The following is a 26,016-nucleotide window of genomic DNA, read 5'->3' on the forward strand; positions in this document are numbered from 1 at the left end:
GCGGAGTACGATCCATTCCATGGACGTCACCGTGTCGCGCAGCGGCGGGTTCGCGGGGCTGTCCCTGCGCTGGCGAGTGCACGTCGAGGACCAGCCCGACGCGGAGCAGTGGTACCTGCTCATCGCGTCCATCCCATGGGACGACGTGCCCGAGGCCGAGCCGCGGCCCGACCGGTTCACCTACCGCATCGAGTGCCGCCCGCACGAGGCGGAGCTGGCCGACCGGCAGCTCGACGGCCCGTGGCGCGAGCTGGTCGATCGCGTGCAGGAGCGCGGCGAGCGCGAGCGGGCCTGAGACGGCGAACGGCCCGGCGCGATGCGCCGGGCCGTTCGGTACCTGCGATGCTCAGCTCACGCCGAGCAGGTCGATCACGAAGATGAGCGTCTTGCCCGAGAGCTGGTGTCCGCCGCCCGCGGGGCCGTAGGCCTGGTGAGGCGGGACGGTCAGCTTGCGGCGACCGCCGACCTTCATGCCGGGGATGCCCTCCTGCCAGCCGGTGATGAGGGCGGCGAGCGGGAAGTTGATGGACTGGCCACGGCTCCACGAGGAGTCGAACTCCGCACCGGAGTCGTACTCGACGCCGAGGTAGTGCACGTCGACGGTCGACCCGGGCGTCGCCTCGGGGCCGTCGCCGACGACGATGTCCTCGATCACGAGCTCGACGGGCGCGGGGCCCTCCGGTGCGTCGACCTCGGGCTTGCTGTTGGTGTCTGTCATGCCCTCCATCCAATCGGATGCCCCCGGCTCCGGCAATGCGCACGCGGGACACGTGTCCCTCTTCTGCTTGCGCGAGGTGGGGCTCGGATGCATCCTGAAATCCACGAACTCGTCGCCCGAGAAGCGTTGTCGGCAGTGCCACACCACCGGGCGACGAGTTTCTGCGTGGGGCCGTTCCCCTGGGCCCTCCGCAGGCAGGCGACTCGTCGCCCGGTGGGGTGTCTCGGGTGCCGGTCAGGCCTCCATCAACCGCGATCGGATGAGGAAGCGGACGCCCTCCGGGGCCTCGAGCGAGAACCCGCTCCCCCGACCCGGGACGACGTCGACCGACAGGTACGTGTGCCGCCAGAGCGCGAACTGCTCCGCCGACATCCAGAACGGCACGGAGCGGTCCTCGTCGAGCACGAGGTCGCCGAGCAGCATGTCGGCCTCCCCCGTGACGAAGTCCCCGGCCGGGTAGCACATGGGCGCGCTGCCGTCGCAGCATCCGCCCGACTGGTGGAACATGAGCGGACCGTGGGCCGACCACAGCCGGTCGATGAGCTCCGCCGCCTTCGGGGTGAGTTCCACCCGCGGCGACGCGTCACCGGCGACCGTGATCGACCCGACGATCGTGCGCGTGAGCGATTCGAGCGACATCGGCCTAGAAGAACCCCAGCGGGCTCTCGTTGTAGCTCACCAGCAGGTTCTTGGTCTGCTGGTAGTGGTCGAGCGCCTGGACGTTGTTCTCGCGGCCGATGCCCGACGACTTGTAGCCGCCGAACGCCGCTCCCGCCGGGTAGGCGTGGTAGTTGTTCACCCACACCCGGCCGGCCTGGATGTCGCGGCCGGCCCGGTACGCCTCGTTGCCGTTGCGCGACCAGACGCCCGCGCCGAGCCCGTAGAGGGTGTCGTTCGCGATCGAGATGGCGTCCTCGTAGTCGGTGAAGCTCGTGACCGCGACCACCGGCCCGAAGATCTCCTCCTGGAACAGCCGCATGCGGTTCTGCCCCTCGAAGATCGTCGGCGCGACGTAGTAGCCGTCGCTCAGGTCGCCGCCGAGGTCGACCCGCTCGCCGCCGAGCAGCAGCTTCGCGCCCTCCTGCTGGCCGATGTCGATGTAGCTCAGGATCTTCTCGAGCTGGTCGTTCGACGCCTGCGCGCCGACCTGGGTCTCGGTGTCGAGCGGGTTGCCCTGCTTGGCCTGCTTCGTGCGCTCGATCGCGTCGTTCAGGAACGAGTCGTAGATCGACTTCTGGATGAGCGAACGGCTCGGGCAGGTGCACACCTCGCCCTGGTTGAACGCGAACAGGCTGAAGCCCTCGAGCGCCTTCGAGTAGAAGTCGTCGTCGCGGTCGGCGACCGACTCGAACACGATGTTGGGGCTCTTGCCGCCCAGCTCGACCGTGGTCGGGATGATGTTGTTCGCCGCGTACTGCAGGATGAGCCGGCCCGTGGTCGTCTCGCCGGTGAAGGCGATCTTGCGGATGCGGCTGGACGACGCGAGCGGCTTGCCGGCCTCCACCCCGAACCCGTTGACCACGTTCACCACGCCCGCGGGCAGCACGTCGGCGATGAGGCTCATCAGCACGAGGATCGACGACGGCGTCTGCTCGGCGGGCTTCAGCACGATGCAGTTGCCCGCGGCGAGCGCCGGTGCGAGCTTCCAGACCGCCATCAGCAGCGGGAAGTTCCACGGGATGATCTGGCCGACCACGCCGAGCGGCTCGTGGAAGTGGTACGCGACCGTGTCGTTGTCGAGCTGCGTGAAGCTGCCCTCCTGCGCGCGGATGAGCGCCGCGTAGTAGCGGAAGTGGTCGCTCGCGAGCGGCAGGTCGGCGTTCAGCGGCTCGCGGATGGACTTGCCGTTGTCCCACGTCTCCGCGACGGCGAGCAGCTCGAGGTTGGCGTCGATGATGTCGGCGATGCGGTTCAGCACCGCGGCGCGCTCGGCCGCGCTCGTGCGACCCCACGCGGGGGCCGCCTTGTGCGCCGCGTCGAGCGCGAGCTCGATGTCCTCGGCCGTGCCGCGCGCGACCTCGGTGAACGGCTTGCCGTTCACCGGCGAGATGTTCTCGAAGTAGCCGCCCTTGACCGGCTTGACCCATTCCCCGCCGATGAAGTGCTCGTACCGGGGTGCGAAATCGATGAGTGCGCCCTGGGTGCCGGGCGCTGCGTAGACCGTCATCGGTCCTCCTGTTTCCTGACTCCGTTGTCAGTGCCCTCGCTGGGCACGTGACTGCACGGTAGGGCGCGGGAGGTTGCAGCAACGTTGCAGGGCCGTTGCAGGGCCGGGCGGATGCCGCGGGCTCAGCCGAGCTCGGACTCGATGGCCTCGATGCGGGCGACGACGCGGGCGCGCTTCGGCGAGCGCGACGGCAGCAGCTGCAGGCATGCGCGCTGCACCTCGAGGTCGTCGCGCGCGGCCTCGGTGTCGGCGTAGCGGGCGAGGTGCTCCACGGCGGCGTCGGCGAGCATCGCCTCGCGCAGGCGCGAGGCGACCTCGGTGCGGATGCGCACGATGCCCGGCGCCGTGGACTCGGGCAGCACGGCGCCCGTGCAGCGCTCGAGCGCCTGCAGGTGCGAGCCGCGGTCGAGCAGGTCGAGCACGGCGCGCGCGTCGGTCTCGAGCGGCTCGGCGAGGCGGTACGGGCGGGAGGCCGGCACCGGGAGCCCGGCGCCCTCGAGCACGCGGCGCAGGCGCACGAGCTCGGCGCGGAGCGTCACCGACGAGGCGTCCGTCTCGTAGAGCAGGCCCGCGAGGCGCTCGGCCGACAGGCCTTCGGGGTGCCAGGCGAGCAGCAGCAGGATCTCTGCGTGCCGGAGGCTGAGGCGCAGCCCGCCGATGCGGGGCGGGTCGCCGCCGAGCACGTGCAGCGACCGGTCGGGCAGGGCGCGACGCATGCGCGAGCGGCGGATCGTGGCCTGCACGTCGGTCTGGAGCCGCTGGATGCGCAGCTCCGACTCGACCGCGGCGACCGTCGCCGAGACGAGGGCGAGCGTGTGCGGGGCGACCGCCTGGTCGTCGCCGGTGATGTCGATGACGCCGAGGATCGCGCCCGAGACGGGGTCGTGCACCGGGGCCGCCGTGCAGCTCCACGGGTGCACGATGGAGTGGAAGTGCTCGGCGCCGCGGATCTGCACGGCACGGTCGAGCGCGAGCGAGGTACCGGGCGCGCTGGTGCCGATGCGCTCCTCCGACCAGTCGGCGCCCTCCACGAAGCGCATGTCCTCGGCGCGACGGCGGAGCGCCCGGTCGCCCTCGACCCAGAGCAGCCGGCCGCGCGCGTCGCCGACCGCGACCAGCAGGCCGTTCTCGTCGGCGTCGTCGGCGAGCAGGCGACGGATGACCGGCAGCGCGCCCGTCAGCTCGTGCTGCGCGCGGTACTCGCGGAACTCGGCGTCGGACGCCGTGATGCCCGGCAGCGAGCGCTCGGGGTCGACGGCGTGCGACAGGGCGCGCCGCCACGCCTCGTGCACGAGCGGGCGGAGGCTGAGCCCGGGCCCCGGCTCGTCACCCGCGGCGACGCGCTCGCGCGCGGCGAGCAGCGCGTCGCGCCACGCGATGGGAGTCTCCTCGCGCATCGCGTCGTCGGCTGCGTGCATGCGTGGGCTCCGATCGGCGTCGTCCGGGTGGGGCCAGCATAGCGGCGCGCCGGTGTCACCCGGCCCGAATCGCGAGTCAGGCGAGGAGCGCCGCGCGCCGGGCGACGATCGAGGCGAGCAGCTCGCGCTCATCGGCGGCCGCGTGCGCCGCTCCGTCGCGGCCGATGCCGGCGCGCCCGGTCGCGATGCGCTCGCGGGTGAACGCGAGGTGCGTGGTGTCGCGGATGAGGGCGTCCATGGTGCGCCGCGCGGCGGCTCCGCGTGCCGCCGCGTTCACCCGCGCACGCCTGCGGCCCTCGGGGGTCGTGAACATCTCGAGCTCGCCCGCGCTGAACCAGCCGACCGCCGCGTACTCCGCCAGGCGCCGCCGGAGGACGCGCCGCTCGAGCTGCCGCAGCCAGACCGTGACGACGATCGCGAACACGAACAGCGGCACCTGCACGAGCAGGTAGTACCCGAAGAAGTCGTCGACCACGAAGAGCGCGCCGTTCCAGAGGGCGTGCAGGCCGATCGCGGGCACCAGGCCGACGAGGGCGCCGAACAGGGCGCTGCGGCCGCGCGCGACGGCGAGCCCGATGCCGATGCCCGTGCACGCGGTGAACATGACGTGCGCGAACGGCGACATGACGCCCCGCACGAAGAACACCGCGCCGAGCCCGTCGGGGCCGTCCTCGAGCAGCGCGACGCCGAAGTAGAGCACGTTCTCGGTGAAGGCGAAGCCCGCCGCGATCGTCGCGGCGTAGACCAGTCCGTCGACCGGGCCGTCGAGGTGGGCGCGAGCGGCCGCGGCGAGGAGGAGCAGGCCCGCCGCCTTCGCGAGCTCCTCGACGATCGGCGCCTGCACGACCGCGCCGGCGACGTCGTCGTCGATGCCGCCGAGCACGCCGAGCGCCAGGTCGACGATGAGCGCGAGGGCGACCGAGACGGTCGCGCCCCAGAGGAACGCGAACCACAGCGCACCGCGCGGCTCGGGCTCCCAGCGGTCGATCCAGCGCACGGCCCAGAGCACGGCCGCGAGCGGCACGAGCGCGAGCACGGCGCCCGCAGCGGCGGCCCCCGTGCCGAGCGCCGAGACGAGGTAGGCGGCCACGCCCAGCCCCACGAGGGAGGCGAGCACGATGCCGACGGCGGCCAGGCCGACGCCGCGCGAGCGCGAGGTGCGCGGCTCGGGAACGCGCAGGTGCGGCTGGGGGCCGGCGGGGCCGGCCGGCGACGGCCCGGTCACGCGACCGGCTCGAACATCGCGGCGGGGTTGAGGATCCCCGCGGGGTCGAACGCGGCCTTGATGCGGCGCTGGAGCGCCTCCTGCGCGTCGCCGAGCTCGTCGCGGAGCCAGCGGCGCTTGAGCACGCCGACGCCGTGCTCGCCGGTGAGCGTGCCGCCGAGCGCGACGGCCGTGCGGAACAGCTCGTCGGCGGCGGCCCAGACCCGCTCGGGCACCTCGTCTCCCGAGTACACGAAGTTCGGGTGCAGGTTGCCGTCGCCCGCGTGCGCCACGGTGGGGATCTCGAGGTCGTGCGCGTCGGCGATGCGCGCGATCTCGCGGAACATGGCCGGCATCTGCGAGCGCGGCACCGAGACGTCCTCGATGAGCACCTCGCCCGAGGCCGCGAGCGCGCCGTGGAAGGAGCGCCGGATCGCGAGCAGCCGCTCCCCCTCCGCCGCGTCGGCCGCCAGCGCCACGCTGCCGCCCGCGCTCGCGAGCGCGGCGGCGACCTCGGCGGCCTCGGCGGCGGCCTCCGGCCCGTCGGACTGGGCGATGAGGAAGGCCGCCCCGTCGGGCGCGGCACCGGCGGCCAGCGGCGTGCCGGCGAGCGCCGCGTCGCCGAGGAAGGAGCGGATGCGGGCGAGCCCGCCGGGTTCGAGCAGCTCGAGCATCGCGGGGCGCAGGTGGGCGCGCACGACCGCGGCGGCGCCCTCCGCGGCCGATTCCACGTCGGGGTACGCGGCGGCGATCGTCACCGGCTCGTGGCGCGGTGCGGGCCGCAGCCGCAGCGTCGCCTCGACGATCACGCCGAGGGTGCCCTCCGAGCCGGTGAGCAGCGCGGTGAGGTCGTAGCCCGTGACGCCCTTGACCGTGCGGTGCCCGGTGCGCAGCAGCGAGCCGTCGGCGAGCACGACGACGAGGCCGAGCACGGCCTCGCGCGTCACCCCGTACTTCGCGCAGAGCAGGCCGCCCGCGCCCGTGGCGATGTTGCCGCCGATCGTCGAGATCGCCTTGCTCGCCGGGTCGGGCGAGTACCAGAGCCCGTGCGGCGCGAGCGCGCGGTTGAGGTCGTCGTTGATCACGCCCGGCTCGACGACCGCGAGCTCGTTCGCCTGGTCGATCTCGAGCACCCGGTCCATGCGGGTCGTGTCGAGCACGATCTGCCCGCGGCATCCGTTCGCCCCGCCCGCCAGGCCCGTGCCCGCGCCCCGCGTCACGACGGGCGTTCCGCTGGCCGAGGCGATCCGCAGCACGGCCTGCACGTCGGCGACGGATGCCGCGTGCACGACCGCGTCGGGCGGGCTGTCGGTGCGCCACCCGGAGGCGTCGCCGCGTGCGGCCTCGCGCACGCCGTCGTCGGTGGAGACCGCATCCCCCAGTGCGCGGCGCAGTTCGTCGATGAGGTCGGATCCCATGCGATCACCCTATGGCGGCGCGGTGGCGCGGGTCGCCCGGCGTCGGTCGAGCGATGTCCGATTTCCGCTACCGATCCCGCCGGCCGGGTGCGAGGCTGGAGGCATGCAGGCCTCCGATCGCATGCTCGACCCCGACTTCCGGGAGCGCTACCGCGCCATGAGCTCGCGCGACGCGCGCTTCGACGGGCAGTTCATCACGGGCGTGCACTCGACCGGCATCTACTGCCGGCCGAGCTGCCCCGCGACCACGCCGAAGCCCGAGCACGTGCGCTTCTACCTCACCGCGGCGGCCGCGCACGAGGCCGGCCTGCGCGCCTGCAAGCGCTGCCTGCCCGACGCCGTGCCCGGGTCGCCGCGCTGGGATCTCGACGACGACCTCGCCTCGCGCGCGATGCGCCTCATCGGCGACGGCGTCGTCGAGCGCGAGGGCGTGCCGGGCCTGGCAGGCCGGCTCGGCTACACGCCGCGGCACCTCGGGCGCATCCTCACGGCCGAGCTCGGCGCCGGCCCGCTCGCCCTCGCCCGCGCGCACCGGGCGCAGACGGCGCGCGCGCTGCTCGTCGGCAGCGACCTCCCCGTGGCCGACATCGCGTTCGCGGCCGGGTTCGGCAGCGTGCGCCAGTGCAACGACACGGTGCGCGCGGTCTACGAGCGCACGCCCAGCGAGCTGCGCGAGATCGCACGGAGCCGACGCGGCGCGCCCGAGCACGGCGACGCAGGGCAGCTGGTGCTGCGCCTGCCCGCCCGCGCCCCGTTCGACGCCGCGGGCGTGCTCGACTGGCTCGACGCCCGCGCCGTGGACGGCATGGAGCGCGCCGACGACGGCACCTTCACGCGCGCGCTCCGCCTGCCGGGCGGCCCCGCGCTCGTGCGGCTCGAGGCCGACCCCGACGACCCCGGGGTGCGGGTGACCGCGCACCTCGCGTCGCTCGCCGACCTGCCGCCGCTCGTGGCGCGCGTGCGCCGGCTGTTCGACCTCGACGCCGACGCGGAAGCCATCTCCGCGGCCCTCGGCGCGGACCCCGCGCTGGCCGCGTCGGTCGCGGCCGAGCCGGGAATGCGGGTGCCCGGGTGCCTCGACCCGCACGAGCTGCTGTTCCGCGCGATGCTCGGCCAGCAGGTGTCGGTCGCGTCGGCACGCACCGCGCTCGGCCGGCTGGTCGCCGCGCTCGGCGACGAGGCGGAGCTCGCCGGAGCGACGTGGCGGCTCTTCCCCGACGCGGCGACGATCGCCGAGCGGGGTGGCGAGGTGCTGCGCGGGCCCGCCGCGCGCGTCGCCGCGATCGTGGGCGCGGCCGAGGCACTCGCGGCCGGGGACCTCCGGGTCGACGTCGACGTGCCGCGCGACGAGCTGCGGGCGGCGCTGCTGGCGATGCCGGGAATCGGGCCCTGGACCGCCGGCTACGTCGCCATGCGCGTCACCGGCGACCCCGACGTGCTGCTGACGGGCGACGCCGCTCTGCGCGCCGGCGCCGCGGCGCTCGGCCTGCCCTCGGTCGCGCGCGAGCTCGAGCGGCGCGGCGCGACGTGGGCACCGTGGCGCAGCTACGCGTCGATGCACCTGTGGCGCGCAGCATCCGCTCACACTGCCGGTCCCGTCTCGTCCACCGGAACGACGGTGGAATCCATTGCAGGACCTGCACGATCTGTTGTCTCCGGTCGACAAGTCGCGTCCGCTGCCGCTCGATAGCCTGTAGAGGTGAGATTCGCGCACCTGAGAGTCGACGGCCAACGGACCCCCCGACTCGCGGTGGTGGAGGGCGACCGTGCACTCTTCCTCGACGAGGTGGTCGACGACCCGCCGCGCGACCTGCAGGACCTCATCGAGCGCGGCCCCGAGGGCCTCGCGCACGTGCGCGGGCTCGCCGACGCGGCGATCGCCGCCGATGCGCCGACGCACGCCGTCGCCGACCTGCGGCACGCCTCCGCCGTGCTGCGCCCGCCGCACATCCTCGCGATCGGCGCGAACTACGCGGCCCACGCCTCGGAGCTCAAGCTGCGCTCCGAGACCGCCATGACGGTCTTCTCGCTCTGGCCGAACTCGCTCGCGGGGCACGGCGGCACCACGACGTGGCCCGACGAGCTCTCGCAGGAGGTCGACTACGAGGCCGAGCTCGGCGTCATCATCGGCCGGCCCGCCCGCGGCGTGCGCGTGCAGGACGCGCTCGACTACGTCTGGGGTTACACCGTCGTGAACGACATCACGGCCCGGAACATCCAGTTCTCCGAGGCGCAGTGGTCCAGGTGCAAGTCGTTCGACGGGTTCACGCCGACCGGCCCGGTGGTCGTCACCGCCGACGAGGTGCCCGACCCGCAGGACGTCTGGCTCACGACGAACGTCGACGGCCGCATCCTGCAGGACGCGTCGAGCGCCGAGATGGTGCGCTCGGTCGCGGAGATCATCTCGTACCTGTCGCGCTCGGCGACCATCCCGCCGGGCACGCTCATCTCGACGGGCAGCCCCGGCGGCGCGGGCTACTCGCGCAAGCCCCCGGTGTTCCTCGCCGACGGGGCGACCGTCACGGTGTCGATCGACCGCATCGGCGCGCTCACGACGCACTGCCGCGTGGTCTGACGGCGGGCGCCGCCCCGGGCGGTCAGTCCGACGGCTCCGCCTTCAGCTGCACCACGGGGATCGCGCTCGTGATCGGCTCCATGCCCGACAGCCGGTTCGGCGAGAGCTGGTGGGTCACGGCCTCGCGGGTCATGAGCCCGGCCTCGACGACCAGGTCGGCGACGGGCCGGCCCGTGCGCAGCGCCTCCTTGGCGAGCTCGGCCGCCTGCTGGTAGCCGATGAACGGGATGAGCGCGGTGATGACGCCGACGCTCGAGGCGACCATGTCGCCGAGGCGCTCGGTGTTCGCGGTGATGCCGTCGATGCAGTTGACGCGCAGCGTCCAGCAGGCCTGGCGCATCCACGTGATCGACTGCAGCAGCGAGTGCGCGATGACCGGCTCGAACGCGTTGAGCTGCAGCTGGCCGGCCTCGGCCGCCATGGTGACGGTGACGTCGGTGCCGGCGACCTGGAACGCGACCTGGCTGACGGCCTCCGGGATGACCGGGTTCACCTTGCCCGGCATGATGGACGAGCCCGCCTGCTTGGGCGGGAGGTTGATCTCGCCGAGGCCGGTCTGCGGGCCCGACGAGAGCAGTCGCAGGTCGTTGCAGATCTTCGAGAGCTTGATCGCGCTGCGCTTGAGCGACCCCGAGAACGACATGAACACGCCCGTGTCACTCGTCGACTCGATCAGGTCGGGCGCGGTCTCGAGGCCCAGGCCGGTGATCTCGTTGAGGTGCCGCACGGCCGCGGAGGCGTAGCCCGGGTCGGCCGTGATGCCGGTGCCGATCGCCGTCGCGCCGAGGTTGATCTCGGCGAGCAGCCAGCAGGTCTCCTCGAGCCGGGCCTTGTCCTCGCCGAGGGTGGTGGCGTACCCGTGGAACTCCTGGCCGAGCGTCATCGGCACGGCGTCCTGCAGCTGCGTGCGGCCGACCTTGAGGATCTCGCGGAACTCCATCGCCTTGCGGTGGAACGACAGCCGCAGCTCCTCGAGCTCGTCGAGCAGCGTGCGCAGCGAGAGCGACAGGGCGATCTTCAGCGCCGTCGGGTAGGTGTCGTTGGTCGACTGGCTGCGGTTGACGTCGTCGATCGGGTGGATGACGTCGTAGCGGCCCTTCTCGTAACCGGCGAGCTCGAGCGCGACGTTCGCGATCACCTCGTTGGCGTTCATGTTCGTCGACGTGCCGGCGCCGCCCTGGATCACGCCGACCACGAACTGCTCGTGGAAGTCGCCGTCGATGATCCGCTGGCAGGCGGCGTCGATGCGGTCGGCGGTCTCGGGCCGGAGCGCGCCGACCTGCTTGTTGGCGCGCGCCGCGGCCTGCTTGACGGAAGCGAGCGCGACGATCAGCTCGGGGTAGACCGAGATCGGGCGCTTGGAGATGGGGAAGTTGTCGAGTGCGCGACGCGTGTGCACGCCCCAGTAGGCGTCGGCCGGAACCTCGACCCGGCCGAGCGAGTCCGACTCGGTGCGCGTCGGCTCGTCGTGTGTTCGTCCCTCCCCTTCGATGTCGGAATGGTGCTCGAGGGGGTGCAGGATCATGGGTTCTCCATCGCCATCGGTGGTGATGCGCCGGTGGGTCGCCGGCACCCTCCGAGCCTACCGCCGCGGGCCGCCCGGCGACACCGGGACGGCCCGCGATCCGCGCGACGGCGGGTGGCTCAGAGGATGGCGAACGGCAGCGCGAACAGCGCGACGGCGATGGTGCCGAGCGCGGCCAGCGCGGCGATGCCGAGCACGACGGCGTTCAGCACGATTCCCCAGATCGCCATGGTGCGGTTGCCCGGCTCGCGCGAGAGCGAGACGATGCCGAGCGCGAGGCCGGCGATGGGCCCGACGACGGCCCCGCCGCCGGTGAGGATCGAGACGATGCCGAGCACGAGGCTCGCGATGCCGAGCCCGCGGGGCTCGGCGCGGACGGCGCTCGGGCCGTAGTCGACGGTCGGAGCGGTGCTGGTGGGTGCGGTGGTGGTCATGGCATCCACGCTACGGATGCGGCCGGCAGCGCGACATCCGGCGAACCCCCGCATTCCGGCGGTGGCGCTCCGTCACGCGGCGGGCGGTTCCTCCTCGGCGTCGACGCTCGCGAGGTCCTCGGCGAACCGGAACGCCCGGCGCACGCGGCCGCCCGCGAGCACGCCGGGCAGCCAGAACCGGGCGTCGTCCCACATCTCGTCGAGCGGCAGCCGGTCGACCCGGTACCACGCGGGAACGAGCTCGTCCGACTCCGCGGGCACGCCGTCGAACCGCGTGCCGACGAACACGTCCGACTCCTGGCTCCACGCGCTGCGGGTCGGGAAGCGGTAGGTGAGCCGGCCGCGATGGTCGAGGTCGGATGCCGCCACGACGACGCCCGACTCCTCGTGCACCTCCCGCACGGCGGCCGCGAGCGCGGTCTCCCCGGGCTCGAGCTTGCCGCCGAGCCCGACCAGGCGGCCCGCGCCCAGCCCCTCCTTCTTGCGCCCGAGCAGCACCTCCCGCCCGCCCGCGCTCTCGCGCAGCAGGTAGCAGACGCACACCCGGGGCAGCATGGCTCAGCCGAAGAGGATCTTCGCCTCGTCGTACCGGGACGCGGGCACGTGGTTGAGCGCGCCCGTGGCCTCCTGGAGGCTCACCACCTCGATGTCGGTGCCGCGCAGCGACACCATCTGGCCCCACGCCTGGTCGTGCACGGCCGAGACGGCGGCCATGCCCAGACGGGTGGCGAGCACGCGGTCGAACGCCGACGGCGCCCCGCCGCGCTGGATGTGGCCGAGCACCGTCTCGCGCGACTCGATGCCCGTGCGCTCCTCGATCATGGGTGCGAGCAGCTCGCCGATGCCGCCCAGGCGCGGGCGGCCGAACGCGTCGAGCCCCTTGTGCGAGTGCGCCTCCGACATGCCCTCCAGCGTGAAGCCCTCGGCGACGACCACGAGCGGCGCGCGACCGCGGTCGACGACCGACTCGACCCACTCGCAGATCTCGTCGATGGTCTTCGGCTGCTCGGGGATGAGGATGGCGTGCGCGCCGCCCGCCATGCCCGAGTGCAGCGCGATCCAGCCGACGTGGCGGCCCATGACCTCGACGACCATGCAGCGGCCGTGCGAGTCGGCGGTCGTGCGCAGGCGGTCGATGGCCTCGGTCGCGATCTGCACCGCGGTGTCGAAGCCGAACGAGTAGTCGGTCGCGGCCAGGTCGTTGTCGATCGTCTTCGGCACGCCGACGACGTTGATGCCGCCCTCGTCGACGAGCCGGCGGGCCGCGGTGAGCGTGCCCTCGCCGCCGATGGCGATGATCGCGTCGATGCCGTTGTCGTCGAGCATGCGCTGGATGTTCTCGGGACCGCCGCCCTCGCCCTCGAACGGGTTGGTGCGGCTCGAGCCGAGGATCGTGCCGCCCTGCTTCGAGAGACCGCGCACGTCGTGACGGACGATCTCCTCGAAGTCGGCCTCGACGACGCCGCGCCAGCCGTTCCTGAACCCGACGAACTCGTCGTCGTGGGAGATGATGCCGTTCAGCACGGCACCGCGGATGACCGCGTTCAGTCCTGGGCAGTCGCCGCCGCTGGTGAGCAGACCGATCTTCATGGGATGCACGACTCCTTGTCGATCATCGAGTGCGGGTGGTGGTGCCGGCCCGGTCCCCCGGGACGGGTCTGCCGCAGTCTATCGACAGCCGGTGTTCAGAGCGTGCCGTCGAGCGCCTGCCGCAGCAGGTGCTGCAGCGCGTCGAGCTGCACCGAGTCGGCCGAGCCCGGGTCGACGTCGCTGCCGTCGAGGGCGCGCGCCGCGAGCCCCTGCTTGGCGTCGATCAGCTCCGCGATGCGCGTGTCGATGGTGTGCGCGGCGATGATGCGCCACGCCGTGACCGGCTCGTCCTGCCCGATGCGGTGCACGCGGTCGATCGCCTGCGTCTGCTCGGCCGACGTCCAGCTGAGTTCGGCGAGCACGACGTTCGACGCCGACTGGAGGTTCACGCCCACGCCCGCCGCGGTCAGCGAGCAGACCGCGACGTGCACCTCGGGGTCGGAGTTGAACGCGTCGATCGCGGCCTGGCGCGCGAGCGCCGACTGGTCGCCCCGGATCGAGACCGAGCGCAGCTCGCGCGAGGCGAAGGCGGCCTCGGCCTGGTCCATGACGTCGATGTGCTTGGCGAAGAACACGACCTTGCCGGCCGAGCGTGCGAGCTGCGCGGCGTAGTCGGCCGCGAGGCCCGCCTTGGCCTGGCCGATGCGGCGCACCATGGTGAACACGTTGTCGCCCGACTTCGCGCTGCGCGACTCCTCGAGCTCGGCGCTCGCGACGGCGCGGATGAACGCATCGCGCTGGTCGTCGTCGAGGTCGCCGACGCGCAGGTCGCGGCTGGCGACGAGCGAGCGGAACCGGTCGGCGAGGCGCTGCGCGAGCTCGCGCTCGGCCTGGCGGATCGAGCGGCCGAGTTCGTCGTCGAGCTCGACCGGCAGGTCGGCGACGCGCTTGTCGGGCAGGTCGGCGGCGACGTCGACCTTCCGGCGACGCACGATGCCGAGGTCGACCACGGCCTGGCGCGCCTCGGGGTAGAAGCCCTGGTCGGCCGGCGTGAGGCCCGTCTCCTCGAGCCGCGCGAGCAGCTCGGGGGCGGGCTTGTCGCCGTCGATCCAGCCGAGGAAGCGCCAGATGGCGCGGAAGTCGTCGACGTCGTTGATGAGCGGCGTGCCCGTGAGCGCGAGCAGCAGCGGGTCGCCGCCGGGGGTGCGCTCGCGGATGCGCTCGGCGAGCTGCAGCACGTTGCGCGAGCGCTGCGACTGGAGGTTCTTGATGAAGTGCGCCTCGTCGACCACCATGCCGCGGAAGCCGAGGGTCGACAGCCACGACATGTGGCGGTCGAGCACGTCGTAGTTGACGATCACCACGTCGGCGAACGCGTCGAGGGAGTCGCCGTCGCCGTGGATGACGGTGGCCCGGCGGTGCGGGGTCCAGCGCTCGACCTCGCGCGCCCAGTTCATCTTCACGACGTTCGGCACGACGGCGAGCAGCGGGTAGGCGTCGGCGACCGAGGCGGCGAGCACGCTCTGGGCGGTCTTGCCGAGGCCGGGCTCGTCGGCCAGGAGGAAGGTGCGGTGGCCCTCGCGTGCGGCCTCGATGAAGCGCGCCTGGTGGTGCATGAGCTCGAGGTGGCGCGGCGACAGGCGGTCGATCGCGGGAACCTCGGGCAGGTCCATGGACGCGGCACGGCCGCCCGAGCCCTGCTCGAACGCCTTGAACAGGGGCTGCAGCAGCTCCCAGTTCGCGAGCCGCCGCACGGGCACCTGCGCCTTGCGCGGCGCGGAGAGGTCCGGGGCGAGGAAGGGGTTGGCGAGCTGCCTGGCCCGCACCGAGGCCGGCACGACCTGGTTCTCGCTGAGGGCCTCGACCACCGGCTCCGGCTCGCGCGAGATGATCAGCTCGTCGGGGCTGAGCTCGGCGCCCGACTCGAGCAGCCAGTCGCGGCGGAACCGCTGCGCGACCGTCGAGATCGAGGCATCCGGCTCGAGCAGCGAGATGAGGCTCGTGTCGCGCGCGGCGGTCTTCGCGAGGATCTGCGCGATGCCGTCGAGGCGCTTCAGGAGCTCGGCGCGAGGGGTGTCGTCGATGTCCGCGTCGGTCTTGACCCGGGCGCGCTCCTCGCGCATGAGCAGCGCGATGACCTGGAACTTCGTGCGGTTGGTCGGCCCGACCTTGCCCTTCTGGGCCTTCGCCTCGACCTCGCGCACCTTGCGCGCCAGGATCGGGATGATGGGCGCGTCATCGTCGCGGGAGCGCGTGCGCTGCCTCGTGCTGGCCATGGTCCTCCAAAAAACTTCGTCCCCCGGTGCGTGCGCACGCGGGCGGATCGCCCCGTCCCCGTCCCCTCGGCGGTGGCATCCCGGAGATGCGCCCGTCGTGACGGGTGCGCCGAGACCGGTGCCCGAGCGAGATGCGAGCGCCCTCGCGGACGTGAACTCGCACCATCGGAACGAACGAGCAGGCTCGACCGGCGCGGCCCCCATTCTAGCCGCACGGCGCCGTCCGGTGCCACGACGCGCGGTGGGACTACCCTGAGAGCGTGATCGAGGACATCAAGAAGCGCGCGCTGCACCGCACGCGCATCATCGAGGGCCAGCTGCGCGGCATCGAGAAGATGATCGAGAACGAGGAGTACTGCGTCGACATCGTGACGCTGTCGCTCGCCGTGCAGAAGTCGCTCGCGTCGCTGAACAAGCTCCTCGTCGAGAACCACCTGCGCACGCACGTCAGCCACCAGTACGAGGCCGGCGGCGAGGAACGCGATGCCGCCGTCGCCGAGCTCGTGCGGCTGTTCGAGCTCTCCAACAACCGGAGCTGACGATGCCCCGGCTGCAGCTCGTGACCGGGGATCTCACGCGCGAGCGGGTCGACGCCATCGTCAACGCCGCCAACTCGACGCTGCTCGGGGGCGGCGGCGTCGACGGGGCGATCCACCGCGCCGGCGGGCCAGCGATCCTCGAGGAGTGCCGCGCGCTGCGCGAGACCGTGCTCGTCGACGGGCTCGGCACCGGCGAGGCCGTGGCGACCACGGCCGGCCTGCTCGACGCGCAGTGGGTCATCCACACCGTCGGCCCGGTGTGGCCCGGGCACGGCGCCGAGGCCGACGCACGACGCGAGCTGCTGACGAGCGCCTACCGCTCGTCGCTGTTCCTCGCCGCCGAGCTCGGCGCGGAGTCGATCGCCTTCCCGGCCATCTCCGCGGGCGTGTACGGGTGGCCGCTCGCCGACGCGGCGCGGGTCGCGATCGACGCCGTTTCCGGCGCATCCGACACCCCCGGCCTGGTGCGGTTCGTGCTGTTGAGCGCGTCGACCCACGCCGTGTTCGCTCAGGCGGCGGCGGATGCGGGCGTCGACGCGGAGTCCTGAGCCTCGGCCTGCGCACGCGCCGTGATGCGGTTGGCCATGCCCGAGAAGATCACGCCGTGGAACGGCAGGATCGCGAACCAGTAGAGGCGGCCGAGCAGTCCCTTCGGGAAGAACACCGCGCGCTGGCGGTAGACGGATGCCTCCCCGTCGGGCTCGGCGCGCATCTCGAGCCACGCCTTGCCGGGTAGTCGCATCTCCGCGCGCAGGCGCAGCAGCTTCCCGCGCTCGAGGCGCTCGACCCGCCAGAAGTCGACCGCGTCGCCGGGGTGCAGCTCGTCGGGGTCGCGCCGGCCGCGCCGGAGGCCGACGCCGCCGACGAGCTTGTCGATCCAGCCGCGGAGCGCCCAGGCGAGCGGGAACGAGTACCAGCCGTTCTCGCCGCCCACGCCCTCGATCACCGACCAGAGTCCCGCGACCGGGGCGGGCGATCTCCGCTCGCGCTCGTCGACGTACACGGTCGAGCCCGCCCAGTCGGGGTCGCTCGGCAGCGGGTCGCTCGGCGCGCCCAGCACCCGCGCGTTGCGCCAGCTCGTCTCGACCTCGCCCTCGCGCTCGCGCTCGAGCGCGAGCCGCACCGCGCGACGGTACGGCGTGAGGCCACCCTCGGGCGGCGGGATGACCGCGTCGATGTCGTGCTCGCGCGCGACGCACTCGAACTGGAGCGACTCGATGATCGGCACGGCGAGGCGGCGCGGGATGGGGGTGACGAGGTTCACCCACTGGCTCGCGAGGTACGGGGTGAGCACCGGCAGCGCGGCGATCGGGCGCTGTCGCAGGCCCGCCTCGACCGCGTACCCGTTCATGAGCTGGCCGTAGCGGTGCACGTCGGGCCCGCCGATGTCGAACGTGCGGTTCACGTCGTGCTCGAGCGACGCGGCCTCGACGAGGTAGTGCAGCACGTCCCGCACCGCGATGGGCTGGATGCGGTTGCGCACCCAGCGCGGCGCGGGCATGTACGGGAGCACCTCGGTGAGGTGGCGGATCATCTCGAACGACGTCGAACCCGAGCCGATGATCACCCCGGCCTGGAGCACCATCGTGGGCACGCCGGAGTGCAGCAGGATCTCGCCCACCTCGACCCGCGACGCGAGGTGCCGCGACAGGTCGTCGGCGTCGGGGTGCAGCCCGCCGAGGTAGACGATCTGCTGCACGCCCGCCGCCCGGGCGGCACGGGCGACGTTGCGCGCGATGGCCCGCTCGTCGGCGGCGAAGTCGCCGCGCGACCCCATCGAGTGCACGAGGTAGTACAGCACCTCGATGCCCTCGCAGGCGCGGGCGACGGATGCCTCGTCGCGGAGGTCTCCCTCGACGACGTCGACGTCGGCGGCCCACGGCACGTCGCGCAGGCGCTGCGGCGAGCGCACCAGCACCCGCACGTCGTGCCCCGCCGCCGCGAGCCGCGGCGCGAGGCGCCCGCCGATGTAGCCGGTCGCGCCGGTCACGAGCACTCGTCGTCCCATGCGTGACCCCCCTCGCGCCGAGCCTAGATCATGCTCTTGGTGTGCCAGACCGTCTTCGTCTCGGTGAACGCGGTGATGCGGTCGAGCGACGGCGCAGCGGCATCCGCCCCCTGCTCGGGACGGAGCACGCGCTTCAGCGTCTGCGCGGCGGCGATCTCGAGGTCGACCCAGTCGAGCGCGCCGGCGCCGACCAGGTCGAGCGCGTTGACGTCCTCGTGGCTCGCGAGCCACGGGGCGATCTCGGCGGGCGAGCCGGTGAGCGTGTTGACCACGCCGCCCGGCACGTCGCTCGTCGCGAGCACCTCGGCGAGGCTGATCGCCGGCAGCGGGTGGGCCTCGCTCGCGACGACCACGACCGCGTTGCCCGCGACCAGCGCGGGAGCGACCGCGGAGACCAGGCCGACGAGCGACGAGTCCTGCGGGGCGATGATCGCGACGACGCCGGTGGGCTCGGGCACCGAGATGTTGAAGAACGGGCCGGCGACCGGGTTCGCGTTGCCCGCCACCTGGGCGAACTTGTCGGACCAGCCGGCGTACCAGACCCAGCGGTCGATGGCCTCGTCGACCTGCGCGGTCGCCGCGGCGCGCGTGACGCCCTCGAGCGCGACGATCTCGTCGGCGAACTGCGCCCGCCGGCCCTCGAGGAGCTCGGCGATGCGGTACAGCACCTGGCCGCGGTTGTACGCGGTGGCGCCCGACCAGCCCTTCACCGCGGCGCGCGCGGCGACGACCGCGTCCCGGGCGTCCTTGCGGGAGGCCTTCGCGGCGTTCGCGAGGAACGACCCGTCGGCGGTGCGCACCTCGTAGGTGCGGCCCGACTCGCTGCGCGGGAACTTCCCGCCGATCGCGAGCTTGTACGTCTTCGGCACGGCGAGCCGGCTCATCGCTTCGTTCCCTTCGCCTGGCGCTTGGGCGTTCGCGCCGACTTCTTCGCGGGTGCCGCCTCCACGGCGGCGGGCTCCGATGCGGCCACCTGCTTCCGCGCGGTGCCGCCGACGGTGGCGGGTGCGAGGTACGCGGCGAGGCCGTGCCGGCCGCCCTCGCGGCCGTAGCCCGACTCCTTGTAGCCGCCGAACGGGCTCGCCGGGTCGAACCGGTTGAACGTGTTCGCCCAGATGACGCCCGCGCGCAGCCGGTCGGCGACCGCGAGGATGCGGCTGCCCTTGTCGGTCCAGATGCCCGCGGAGAGCCCGTACGGCGTGTTGTTCGCCTTCGCGACGGCCTCGGCCGGGGTGCGGAACGTGAGCACCGACAGCACCGGCCCGAAGATCTCCTCGCGCGCGATGCGGTGGCTCGTCGAGACGTTGGTGAAGATCGTGGGCGCGTACCAGAACCCGTCGTCGGGGATCTCGCAGTCCGCGCTCCAGCGCTCGGCGCCCTCGTCGACGCCCGCGTCGCTCAGCTCGCGGATGCGCTCGAGCTGCTCGCGCGAGTTGATCGCGCCGATGTCGGTGTTCTTGTCGAGCGGGTCGCCCAGGCGCAGCGTCGAGAGCCGGTCCTTCAGCCGGTCGACCACCTCGTCGTGCACGTTCTCCTGCACGAGCAGTCGGCTGCCCGCGCAGCAGACGTGGCCCTGGTTGAAGAAGATGCCGTTCACGATGCCCTCGATCGCCTGGTCGATCGGCGCGTCGTCGAACACGATGTTCGCGGCCTTGCCGCCGAGCTCGAGGGTCACCTTCTTGTGCGTGCCGGCGACCTGCTTCGCGATCGCGCGCCCCACGCCCGTCGAGCCCGTGAACGCGACCTTGTCGACGTCGTCGTGCGCGACGAGCGCGGCGCCCGTGTCGCCCGCGCCGGTGATGATGTTCACCACGCCCGGCGGCAGGTCGGCCTGCTGCACGATCTCGGCGAACAGCAGCGCGGTGAGCGGCGTCGTCTCGGCGGGCTTCAGCACGACCGTGTTGCCCGCGGCGAGCGCCGGGGCGATCTTCCACGCGAGCATCAGCAGCGGGAAGTTCCACGGGATGACCTGCGCCGCCACGCCCAGCGACCTGGGGTCGGCGCCGAGGCCCGCATGGTCGAGCTTGTCGGCCCAGCCGGCGTAGTAGAAGAACCACGCGGCGACGAGCGGCACGTCGACGTCGCGGCTCTCCTTGATGGGCTTGCCGTTGTCGAGGCTCTCGGCGACGGCGAGCTCGCGGGCGCGCTCCTGCAGCAGGCGCGCGATGCGGAACAGGTACTTGCCGCGGTCGCGGCCCGACATGCGCGACCAGGTGCGCTGGTACGCCCGGCGGGCGGCCGCGACCGCCGCGTCGACGTCGGCGGCGTCGGCGGTCGAGATCGTCGCGATCTTCTCCTCGGTCGCCGGCGAGATGGTCTGGAACGGCGTGCCACGGCCGGCGACGAACTCGCCGTCGATGAACAGGCCGTACTCGTCGCGGAGGTTCAGGATGGCGCGCGACTCGGGGGCCGGCGCGTACTCGAGGAAGCTCATGGTTCGTGTGTCCTCAGTCGATCGTCAGGTAGTCGGGTCCGGAGTAGTGCCCGCTGGCCATCTTGCGGCGCTGCATGAGCACGTCGTTCAGGAGGCTGGAGGCGCCGTAGCGGAACAGGTGCGGCTGCAGCCACTCCTCCCCCACGGTCTCGGCGACGGTCACGAGGTACTTGATCGCGTCCTTCGACGAGCGGATGCCGCCGGCGGGCTTCACGCCGATGCGCTGGCCGGTCAGGCGGTGCCAGTCGCGCACGACCTCGAGCATGAGCAGCGTCACGGGCAGGGTCGCGGCGGGCTGCACCTTGCCGGTCGACGTCTTGATGAAGTCGCCGCCGGCCAGGATCGCGAGCCACGAGGCGCGGCGCACGTTGTCGTACGTGTTGAGCTCGCCGGTCTCGAGGATCACCTTGAGCGAGGCGGACGTGCCGTCGGGCCGGGCGCACGCCTCCTTGACCTGGGCGATCTCGTCGAACACCTGGCCGTACCGGCCCGCGAGGAAGGCCCCGCGGTCGATCACCATGTCGATCTCGTCGGCCCCGGCGGCCACGGCGTCGGCCGTGTCCTGCAGCTTGATCGCGAGCGACGAGCGCCCGCTGGGGAACGCGGTGGCCACCGCGGCGACCGAGACGAGGCCGTCGTCGGGGTCGCCGTGCGCGGCGCCGAGCGCCTCGACGGCGTGGGGCACCATGTCGCCGTAGACGCAGACGGCCGCGACGCGCGGGGTCGTCGGGTCCGACGCGTCGGGGCGGAGCGCCTTCGCCACGAGCGAGCGCACCTTGCCCGGGGTGTCGGCGCCCTCGAGCGTGGTCAGGTCGATGAGCTCGATGATCTTGTCGAGCGCCCACCGCTTCGACGAGGTCTTGATCGACCTGGTGCCGAGGCCGGCCGCGCGTTGCTCGAGGCCGACGGCGTCGACCCCGGGGATGCCGTGGAGGTACCTGCGGAGCGTGGCGTCGTCGGGGTCGCCGCCGAGGATGGCGACTGCGCGCTCACGTGCGGGATGCACGAGCTGGGATCCGGACATTGCGTGACTTCCTTCGTGCGGACGGCTCAGCCGTCGAGGATGTGGAGTGCCGTCTCCTCGTCGGTGACGAGGACGGTGCAGAGGCCGCTGCGCACGACGGCGTCGGCGACCGCGTGCTTGCTGCGGCCGGCGATCACCGCGATCGCGTGGTCGGCGGCGCGCAGCTCGTCGAGCGTGAGGCCGACGGTGCGCGCGTCGAGGGCGGGGTCGACGATGTTGCCGTCGGGGTCGATGTAGCGGCCCACGACGTCGCCGACGGCGCCCTTGCGCACGAGCTCGTCGACGTCGGATGCCGCGAGGTACCCGCTCTCGACGTGCACGGACCCGTGGTCGGCCGCGCCCGCGCTGAACAGGTAGGCGCTCGCCGAGCGGGCCTCGTCGATCACGCCGGCGACGACGCGGTCGGACTCGATGGCGCGCTTGGTCTCGATGCGCTCGAGGATGGCGGGGCTCGGCAGCAGCGTGGCGTGGCCCGCGCCCTTCTGGGCGATCGCGACGGCGGTCGCGGCCGCGGTGCCCGCGCGCCGGTTGAGGCTCACGCCGCCGTTGATCTGCACGACGCCGACGCCCGACGCCCAGCCCTGGCGGAGGTGCTGGGCGACCAGGTGCAGCGTGCGGCCCCAGCTCACCCCGAGGGTGCGCGGCACCGGGCGCAGTGCGGTGAGGTAGTCGGCCGCGGCCTGCGCGGTGCGCGCCTGCACCTCGTCGGCCGAGTCGACGCCCGCGGAGGACACGACGATCGCGTCCGCGAGGCCGCGCTCCTCGCGCAGCCGCCGCTCGATCGGCAGGCGCCTCGCCCGCGGGTGCACGATCTCGATCCGGATGTACCCCTTGGCCTTCGCCTGCGAGAGGAGCCGGCCGACCTTCCAGCGGGTCAGGTGCAGTGCCTGGCCGATCTCGTCCTGGGTCTTGTTCTCCTCGTAGTAGAGCTCCGCCGCCCGGATCGAGAGGAGTTCGTCGGTCTCGACCATCACGTTCCCTCCCACATGTGCCCACGGTACGCCTGCCCGGACGGGGCGGCAACACCTGTTGGCATTCATGCTCAGATGAGCACTGCGGATGCCCCCGCGAGCGCGATCGCGCCCCGCCGATGCTCACTAGGCTTGCCCCATGCGCCCCCTCGCACTCGCCGTCGACATCGGCGGCACCAAGGTCGAGGGCGCCCTCGTCGACGACGCCGGCACGGTACTGCCCGGCACGCGGCACCGGCGCCCGACCGGCCCCTCAGCGACCTCGGACGAACTCGCGGCGAACGTCGCGGAGGTCGTCACCGCCACCGCCGCGGCACTGCCGGACGGCGACGCCCTCCTCGGCGTCGGCATCGGCTCGGCGGGCCCCGTCGACCTCGTCGGCGGCCTCGTGTCGCCGCTGAACCTGCCGGTCTGGCGCGACTACCCGCTGGTCGGCCTGGTCGAGCGCACGCTGCCGGGCGTGCCCGTGACGCTCCGCATCGACGGGCTCTGCATCACGCTCGCCGAGCACTGGCTCGGCGCGGGGCGGGGCGTCGGCGCGATGATGGGCATGGTCGTCTCCACGGGCGTCGGGGGCGGCTTCATCCTCGACGGGCGCGCCGTCGCGAGTCCCACCGGCAACGGCGGGCACGTCGGCCACATCGAGGTGGGCGGCTTCGACGACCCGTGCCCGTGCGGCGGCACGGGATGCCTCGAGGCCGTGGCATCCGGCCCCCGCACCGTGGCCTGGGCCCGCTCGCAGGGGTTCACCGGCAGCACCGGCGAGGACCTCGCCGCGGCGCACGCGGCGGGCGACGCGATCGCGATCGCCGCGGTGCGGCGCGCGGGCACGGCGGTCGGCCGCGCGGCCGCGTCGGCCACGAACCTGCTCGACCTCGACCTCGTGGCGATCGGCGGCGGGTTCTCGCACGTCGCCCCGGCGTTCTTCGACCACGCCCGCGCGGCGCTCGCCGAGCGCACCGGGTTCGGGTTCGTCACGCGCCTGAAGATCGTGCCGTCGGCGCTGTCGGGCGACGGCCCGCTCATCGGCGCGGCGTCGCTCGTGCACCGCGCCGGCGAGCTCGCCTGAGCGGTCGGCTCAGCCCAGGGTGCGGCGCACGTCCTCGACGTCCTGGCGCATCTGCGCCATGAGCGGCTCCATCCCGGCGAACGCGACCATGCCGCGCATCCGCTCGGCGAACTCGATGTCCACCACGTGGTCGTAGAGGTCGATGTCGCGGTCGAGCACGTACGCCTCGACCTGCTGCTGGCGCACGCCCTGGAACGTCGGGTTGTTGCCGACCGAGATCGCGGCGGGGAGCCGGTCGTCCCCGTCGACCAGCCAGCCCGCGTACACGCCGTCGGCAGGGATGAGCCCCTCCGACTCCTCCGCGAGGTTCGCGGTCGGGAACCCGAGCTCGCGCCCGCGGGCGGCCCCGTGCACGACGATGCCGCGCACCGTCGGCGGGTGGCCGAGCAGGCCGCCGGCCGCGGCGACGTCGCCGGCGTCGAGCAGCTCGCGGATCCAGGTCGAGGACACCTTGCGGTCGGCCTCCGGCACCACGTCGCCGACCACGCGCACGGCGAACCCGTGTCGCTCGCCGGCCTCGGCGAGGCTCGCCACGTCGCCCGCGCCGCGGTGACCGTAGCGGAAGTCCGCGCCGACCAGCACCTCGCGGGCGCCCAGCGCGTCGACCAGCACGTGGCCGACGAAGTCCTCGGGCTCGATCGACGCGAGCCGCGCGTCGAAGTGCAGCAGCAGGGTCTCGTCGACGCCGGTCCCGGCGAGCAGGTCGAGCTTCTGGCGCACGCTCACGAGCGGCTCGGGGCACTTCTCGGGCGCGAGGTAGGCGAGCGGATGCCGGTCGAAGGTGACGACCGCCGAGGCGACGCCGAGCGCCTCGGCGCGTGCGCGCAGCTCGTCGATCACGGCGCGGTGCCCGGTGTGCACCCCGTCGAACTTGCCGATCGTGACGACCGAGGGCCCGGCGTCGCCCGGCACGTCGGCCAGGCCGTCGAAGACCCTCACTCGACGACCTCCGCGCGGCGCACCGGGTGGCGCGCGAGCCACCACATGCCGAGCACCGGCAGCACGGCCGGGATGAACAGGTAGCCGCGACCGAACGCCGACCACACGGTGTCGTGCGGGAACAGCGCGGGATCGACCAGCGACAGCGTGCCGACGACGAGCACGCCCGTGAACTCGAAGACGATCGTGACCCAGGCGACCACGTACCAGGCCCGTCCGCGCCGGATCAGCGCGACGGTCGCGAGCACGTACACGACCGCGGCGAGCGCCGAGAGCAGGTACGCGAGCGGCGCCTCGTCGAACTTCGTCGCGATCTGCACGAAGGAGCGCCCGGTCGCCGCGAGGGCGAGCACGGCGTACACGGCCACGAGCACGCGCCCGATCCCGCTCATGCGGGGGCGGGTCGCGGGGGCATCCACGGTTCGGTCGACTTCGGTCATCGTTCCTCGATTATCGCTGGCGGCAGGTCAGGCCTGCTGCACGGTCCAGATCTGCAGCATGCGGTAGACCATCACGGCGACCGCCAGCGCGGCCACGCCCAGCACGACGGTGCTCCACCTGCTGCGCTCGAGCAGCGCCCAGAAGCCCGCGCCGACCGGCAGCAGCACCGCGGACACCAGGTAGGTCCAGAACTCGAGCGGGTCGCCGGTCGGCGCGTTGCCGAACGCCGGGGCCGCGATCGCGACCACCACCTGCGCCACCAGCAGCACCTCCACGAGCGCGAGCGCGCCCATGGTGAGGTCGCTCGGCGCACGGCCGACGAGACCGAGCACCACGCAGAGCAGCCCGGCCGCCGTGGCGACGCCGACCTGCAGGTACGCGAACCAGTCGATCACGATGCCTCCTCGGCGGGGAATCCGGTGACCACGGCGAGGGTGCCGCCGCGGCGCTCGACGATGGCGACCAGCCGGCCGGACGGATCGACGGCGGCGAACGGGCCGCGCGAGCCGGGGTCGATCGCGACGCGCTTGCCGTGCCCGAGATCGGTCGCCTGCTCGGCGTCGACGTCGACGCGGGGCAGCACTCGGGAGGCCGCCTCGGCCGGTGCGAGCAGCGCGCCGGCGACATCGGTGTCGTCGGCGAGCTCGACCGCGTCGGCCACGTCGAACGGGCCGACGCGCGTGCGGCGGAGCATCGTGAGGTGGCCGCCGACCCCGAGGGCCGCGCCGAGGTCGCGCGCGAGTGCGCGGATGTACGTGCCCGACGAGCAGTCGACGGTCACGTCGAGGTCGATCACGCCGTCGCCGCGCCGCCAGGCGTCGACCGCGAAGCCGTGCACGGTGACAGCGCGGGCGGCGAGTTCCACGTCCTCCCCCGCGCGCACCCGGTCGTAGGCGCGGCGGCCGTCGACCTTGATGGCGCTGACGGCGCTCGGCACCTGCTCGATGGCGCCGGTGAGGGCGCGGATGCCGGCGTCGACCGCGTCCCGGGTGACCGCGTCCACCGCTGCGGCGTCCGCGACCTCGACGACCTCGCCCTCGGCGTCGTCGGACACGGTCGTGGCGCCGAGCCGGATCGTCGCCTCGTACCGCTTGTCGAGGCCGACCATGTGGTGCAGCAGGCGGGTCGATGCGCCGATGCCGATCACGAGCAGGCCGGTGGCCATCGGGTCGAGGGTGCCGGCGTGGCCGACCTTCCGGGTGCCGGCGAGGCGCCGCACCCGGCCGACCACGCCGTGGCTGGTGATCTGCTGCGGCTTGTCGACGAGGAGGATGCCGCTGGTCACGGGGGTCAAGGCTACCAGCGGTGCGGCTCCGGCCCCGCCCG

The 26,016-nt window shown here is 73.2% G+C and carries 26 protein-coding genes; 6 read left to right on the forward strand and 20 right to left on the reverse strand.

Features of this window, described 5'->3' with window-relative positions:
* The first annotated feature begins 19 nt into the window (after positions 1-19).
* Entirely contained in the window at positions 20-295 is a 276-nt protein-coding gene (locus tag QMG39_RS00580; RefSeq protein ID WP_281881866.1) for a protealysin inhibitor emfourin, read from the forward strand.
* Positions 296-346: 51 nt separating this feature from the next.
* On the opposite strand, the gene QMG39_RS00585 is transcribed toward QMG39_RS00580, so the two are convergent.
* The 6 genes from QMG39_RS00585 to QMG39_RS00610 form a co-directional block, all read right to left on the reverse strand.
* Positions 347-718, reverse strand: a complete 372-nt coding sequence (locus QMG39_RS00585) for an FKBP-type peptidyl-prolyl cis-trans isomerase (protein ID WP_281881867.1) — start codon at positions 716-718, stop codon at positions 347-349.
* Positions 719-952: 234 nt separating this feature from the next.
* Positions 953-1,357, reverse strand: a complete 405-nt coding sequence (locus QMG39_RS00590; protein ID WP_281881868.1) for a DUF779 domain-containing protein — start codon at positions 1,355-1,357, stop codon at positions 953-955.
* Positions 1,358-1,361: 4 nt separating this feature from the next.
* Complete coding sequence (gene exaC, locus QMG39_RS00595) at positions 1,362-2,885, reverse strand: acetaldehyde dehydrogenase ExaC (RefSeq protein ID WP_281881870.1); 1,524 nt, start codon at positions 2,883-2,885, stop codon at positions 1,362-1,364.
* A gap of 122 nt (positions 2,886-3,007) precedes the next feature.
* The gene (locus tag QMG39_RS00600) at positions 3,008-4,303 is read right to left on the reverse strand and encodes a GAF domain-containing protein (RefSeq protein WP_281881871.1); all 1,296 of its coding nucleotides are present in this window, start codon (positions 4,301-4,303) and stop codon (positions 3,008-3,010) included.
* 76 nt (positions 4,304-4,379) lie between these two features.
* Positions 4,380-5,528: a PrsW family intramembrane metalloprotease gene (locus QMG39_RS00605; protein WP_281881872.1), complete on the reverse strand. Its 1,149-nt coding sequence runs from the start codon at positions 5,526-5,528 to the stop codon at positions 4,380-4,382.
* On the reverse strand, positions 5,525-6,925 hold the full coding sequence (locus tag QMG39_RS00610) for an FAD-binding oxidoreductase (protein WP_281881873.1): 1,401 nt from the start codon (positions 6,923-6,925) through the stop codon (positions 5,525-5,527). The genes QMG39_RS00605 and QMG39_RS00610 overlap by 4 nt, the downstream gene beginning before the upstream one ends.
* A gap of 103 nt (positions 6,926-7,028) precedes the next feature.
* On the opposite strand from QMG39_RS00610, the gene QMG39_RS00615 reads away from it, so the two are divergent.
* Complete coding sequence (locus QMG39_RS00615) at positions 7,029-8,615, forward strand: AlkA N-terminal domain-containing protein (protein WP_281881874.1); 1,587 nt, start codon at positions 7,029-7,031, stop codon at positions 8,613-8,615.
* Positions 8,616-8,624: 9 nt separating this feature from the next.
* Positions 8,625-9,500, forward strand: a complete 876-nt coding sequence (locus QMG39_RS00620; RefSeq protein WP_281881875.1) for a fumarylacetoacetate hydrolase family protein — start codon at positions 8,625-8,627, stop codon at positions 9,498-9,500.
* Positions 9,501-9,522: 22 nt separating this feature from the next.
* On the opposite strand, the gene QMG39_RS00625 is transcribed toward QMG39_RS00620, so the two are convergent.
* The 5 genes from QMG39_RS00625 to QMG39_RS00645 form a co-directional block, all read right to left on the reverse strand.
* Positions 9,523-11,025 (reverse strand): aspartate ammonia-lyase, encoded by a 1,503-nt coding sequence (locus QMG39_RS00625; protein ID WP_281881877.1) that lies wholly within the window; start codon positions 11,023-11,025, stop codon positions 9,523-9,525.
* 119 nt (positions 11,026-11,144) lie between these two features.
* Complete coding sequence (locus QMG39_RS00630) at positions 11,145-11,459, reverse strand: hypothetical protein (RefSeq protein ID WP_281881878.1); 315 nt, start codon at positions 11,457-11,459, stop codon at positions 11,145-11,147.
* 72 nt (positions 11,460-11,531) lie between these two features.
* Positions 11,532-12,014, reverse strand: a complete 483-nt coding sequence (locus QMG39_RS00635; protein WP_281881879.1) for an 8-oxo-dGTP diphosphatase — start codon at positions 12,012-12,014, stop codon at positions 11,532-11,534.
* Between the two features lie 3 nt (positions 12,015-12,017).
* On the reverse strand, positions 12,018-13,049 hold the full coding sequence (locus QMG39_RS00640; protein ID WP_281881880.1) for a 6-phosphofructokinase: 1,032 nt from the start codon (positions 13,047-13,049) through the stop codon (positions 12,018-12,020).
* Positions 13,050-13,144: 95 nt separating this feature from the next.
* The gene (locus QMG39_RS00645) at positions 13,145-15,265 is read right to left on the reverse strand and encodes a DEAD/DEAH box helicase (RefSeq protein WP_281881882.1); all 2,121 of its coding nucleotides are present in this window, start codon (positions 15,263-15,265) and stop codon (positions 13,145-13,147) included.
* Between the two features lie 260 nt (positions 15,266-15,525).
* Here QMG39_RS00645 and QMG39_RS00650 point away from each other — a divergent pair, with 260 nt between their 5' ends.
* Together QMG39_RS00650 and QMG39_RS00655 are read left to right on the forward strand one after the other, a co-directional pair.
* Positions 15,526-15,804 carry a metal-sensitive transcriptional regulator gene (locus QMG39_RS00650; protein WP_281881883.1) on the forward strand — a complete coding sequence of 93 codons (279 nt, stop codon included), beginning with the start codon at positions 15,526-15,528 and terminating at the stop codon, positions 15,802-15,804.
* 2 nt (positions 15,805-15,806) lie between these two features.
* On the forward strand, positions 15,807-16,352 hold the full coding sequence (locus tag QMG39_RS00655) for an O-acetyl-ADP-ribose deacetylase (RefSeq protein ID WP_281881885.1): 546 nt from the start codon (positions 15,807-15,809) through the stop codon (positions 16,350-16,352).
* On the opposite strand, the gene QMG39_RS00660 is transcribed toward QMG39_RS00655, so the two are convergent.
* Genes QMG39_RS00660 through QMG39_RS00680 form a run of 5 tightly spaced genes read right to left on the reverse strand, consistent with a single transcriptional unit; the run spans position 16,313 to position 22,241 of the window.
* Entirely contained in the window at positions 16,313-17,812 is a 1,500-nt protein-coding gene (locus tag QMG39_RS00660; RefSeq protein ID WP_281881886.1) for an SDR family oxidoreductase, read from the reverse strand. The two genes, QMG39_RS00655 and QMG39_RS00660, sit on opposite strands and share 40 nt — an antisense overlap.
* A gap of 23 nt (positions 17,813-17,835) precedes the next feature.
* Entirely contained in the window at positions 17,836-18,696 is an 861-nt protein-coding gene (locus QMG39_RS00665; protein ID WP_281881887.1) for an aldehyde dehydrogenase family protein, read from the reverse strand.
* Positions 18,693-20,246 (reverse strand): aldehyde dehydrogenase family protein, encoded by a 1,554-nt coding sequence (locus tag QMG39_RS00670; protein WP_281881888.1) that lies wholly within the window; start codon positions 20,244-20,246, stop codon positions 18,693-18,695. Before QMG39_RS00670 ends, QMG39_RS00665 begins: the two co-directional genes overlap by 4 nt.
* Before the next feature lie 13 nt (positions 20,247-20,259).
* Positions 20,260-21,270, reverse strand: a complete 1,011-nt coding sequence (deoC, locus tag QMG39_RS00675; RefSeq protein WP_281881890.1) for a deoxyribose-phosphate aldolase — start codon at positions 21,268-21,270, stop codon at positions 20,260-20,262.
* Between the two features lie 26 nt (positions 21,271-21,296).
* On the reverse strand, positions 21,297-22,241 hold the full coding sequence (locus QMG39_RS00680; RefSeq protein WP_281881891.1) for a sugar-binding transcriptional regulator: 945 nt from the start codon (positions 22,239-22,241) through the stop codon (positions 21,297-21,299).
* Between the two features lie 139 nt (positions 22,242-22,380).
* On the opposite strand from QMG39_RS00680, the gene QMG39_RS00685 reads away from it, so the two are divergent.
* Positions 22,381-23,310, forward strand: coding sequence for an ROK family protein (locus QMG39_RS00685; RefSeq protein ID WP_281881892.1), 930 nt, complete (start codon positions 22,381-22,383; stop codon positions 23,308-23,310).
* Positions 23,311-23,319: 9 nt separating this feature from the next.
* Here the strand turns inward: QMG39_RS00685 and QMG39_RS00690 are convergent, their stop codons facing one another.
* The 4 genes from QMG39_RS00690 to truB are packed head-to-tail and all read right to left on the reverse strand — an operon-like array spanning position 23,320 to position 25,984.
* Positions 23,320-24,249 carry a bifunctional riboflavin kinase/FAD synthetase gene (locus QMG39_RS00690; RefSeq protein WP_281881893.1) on the reverse strand — a complete coding sequence of 310 codons (930 nt, stop codon included), beginning with the start codon at positions 24,247-24,249 and terminating at the stop codon, positions 23,320-23,322.
* A complete protein-coding gene (locus tag QMG39_RS00695; protein ID WP_281881894.1) occupies positions 24,246-24,689 on the reverse strand; it encodes a hypothetical protein in 444 nt (147 codons plus the stop codon). Before QMG39_RS00695 ends, QMG39_RS00690 begins: the two co-directional genes overlap by 4 nt.
* Positions 24,690-24,716: 27 nt before the next feature.
* Positions 24,717-25,085 (reverse strand): hypothetical protein, encoded by a 369-nt coding sequence (locus QMG39_RS00700; protein WP_281881895.1) that lies wholly within the window; start codon positions 25,083-25,085, stop codon positions 24,717-24,719.
* The gene (gene truB / locus QMG39_RS00705; RefSeq protein ID WP_281881896.1) at positions 25,082-25,984 is read right to left on the reverse strand and encodes a tRNA pseudouridine(55) synthase TruB; all 903 of its coding nucleotides are present in this window, start codon (positions 25,982-25,984) and stop codon (positions 25,082-25,084) included. Before truB ends, QMG39_RS00700 begins: the two co-directional genes overlap by 4 nt.
* Positions 25,985-26,016 lie beyond the last annotated feature (32 nt).

Source organism: Agromyces rhizosphaerae (genome assembly GCF_027925245.1).
GTDB lineage: Bacteria > Actinomycetota > Actinomycetes > Actinomycetales > Microbacteriaceae > Agromyces > Agromyces rhizosphaerae.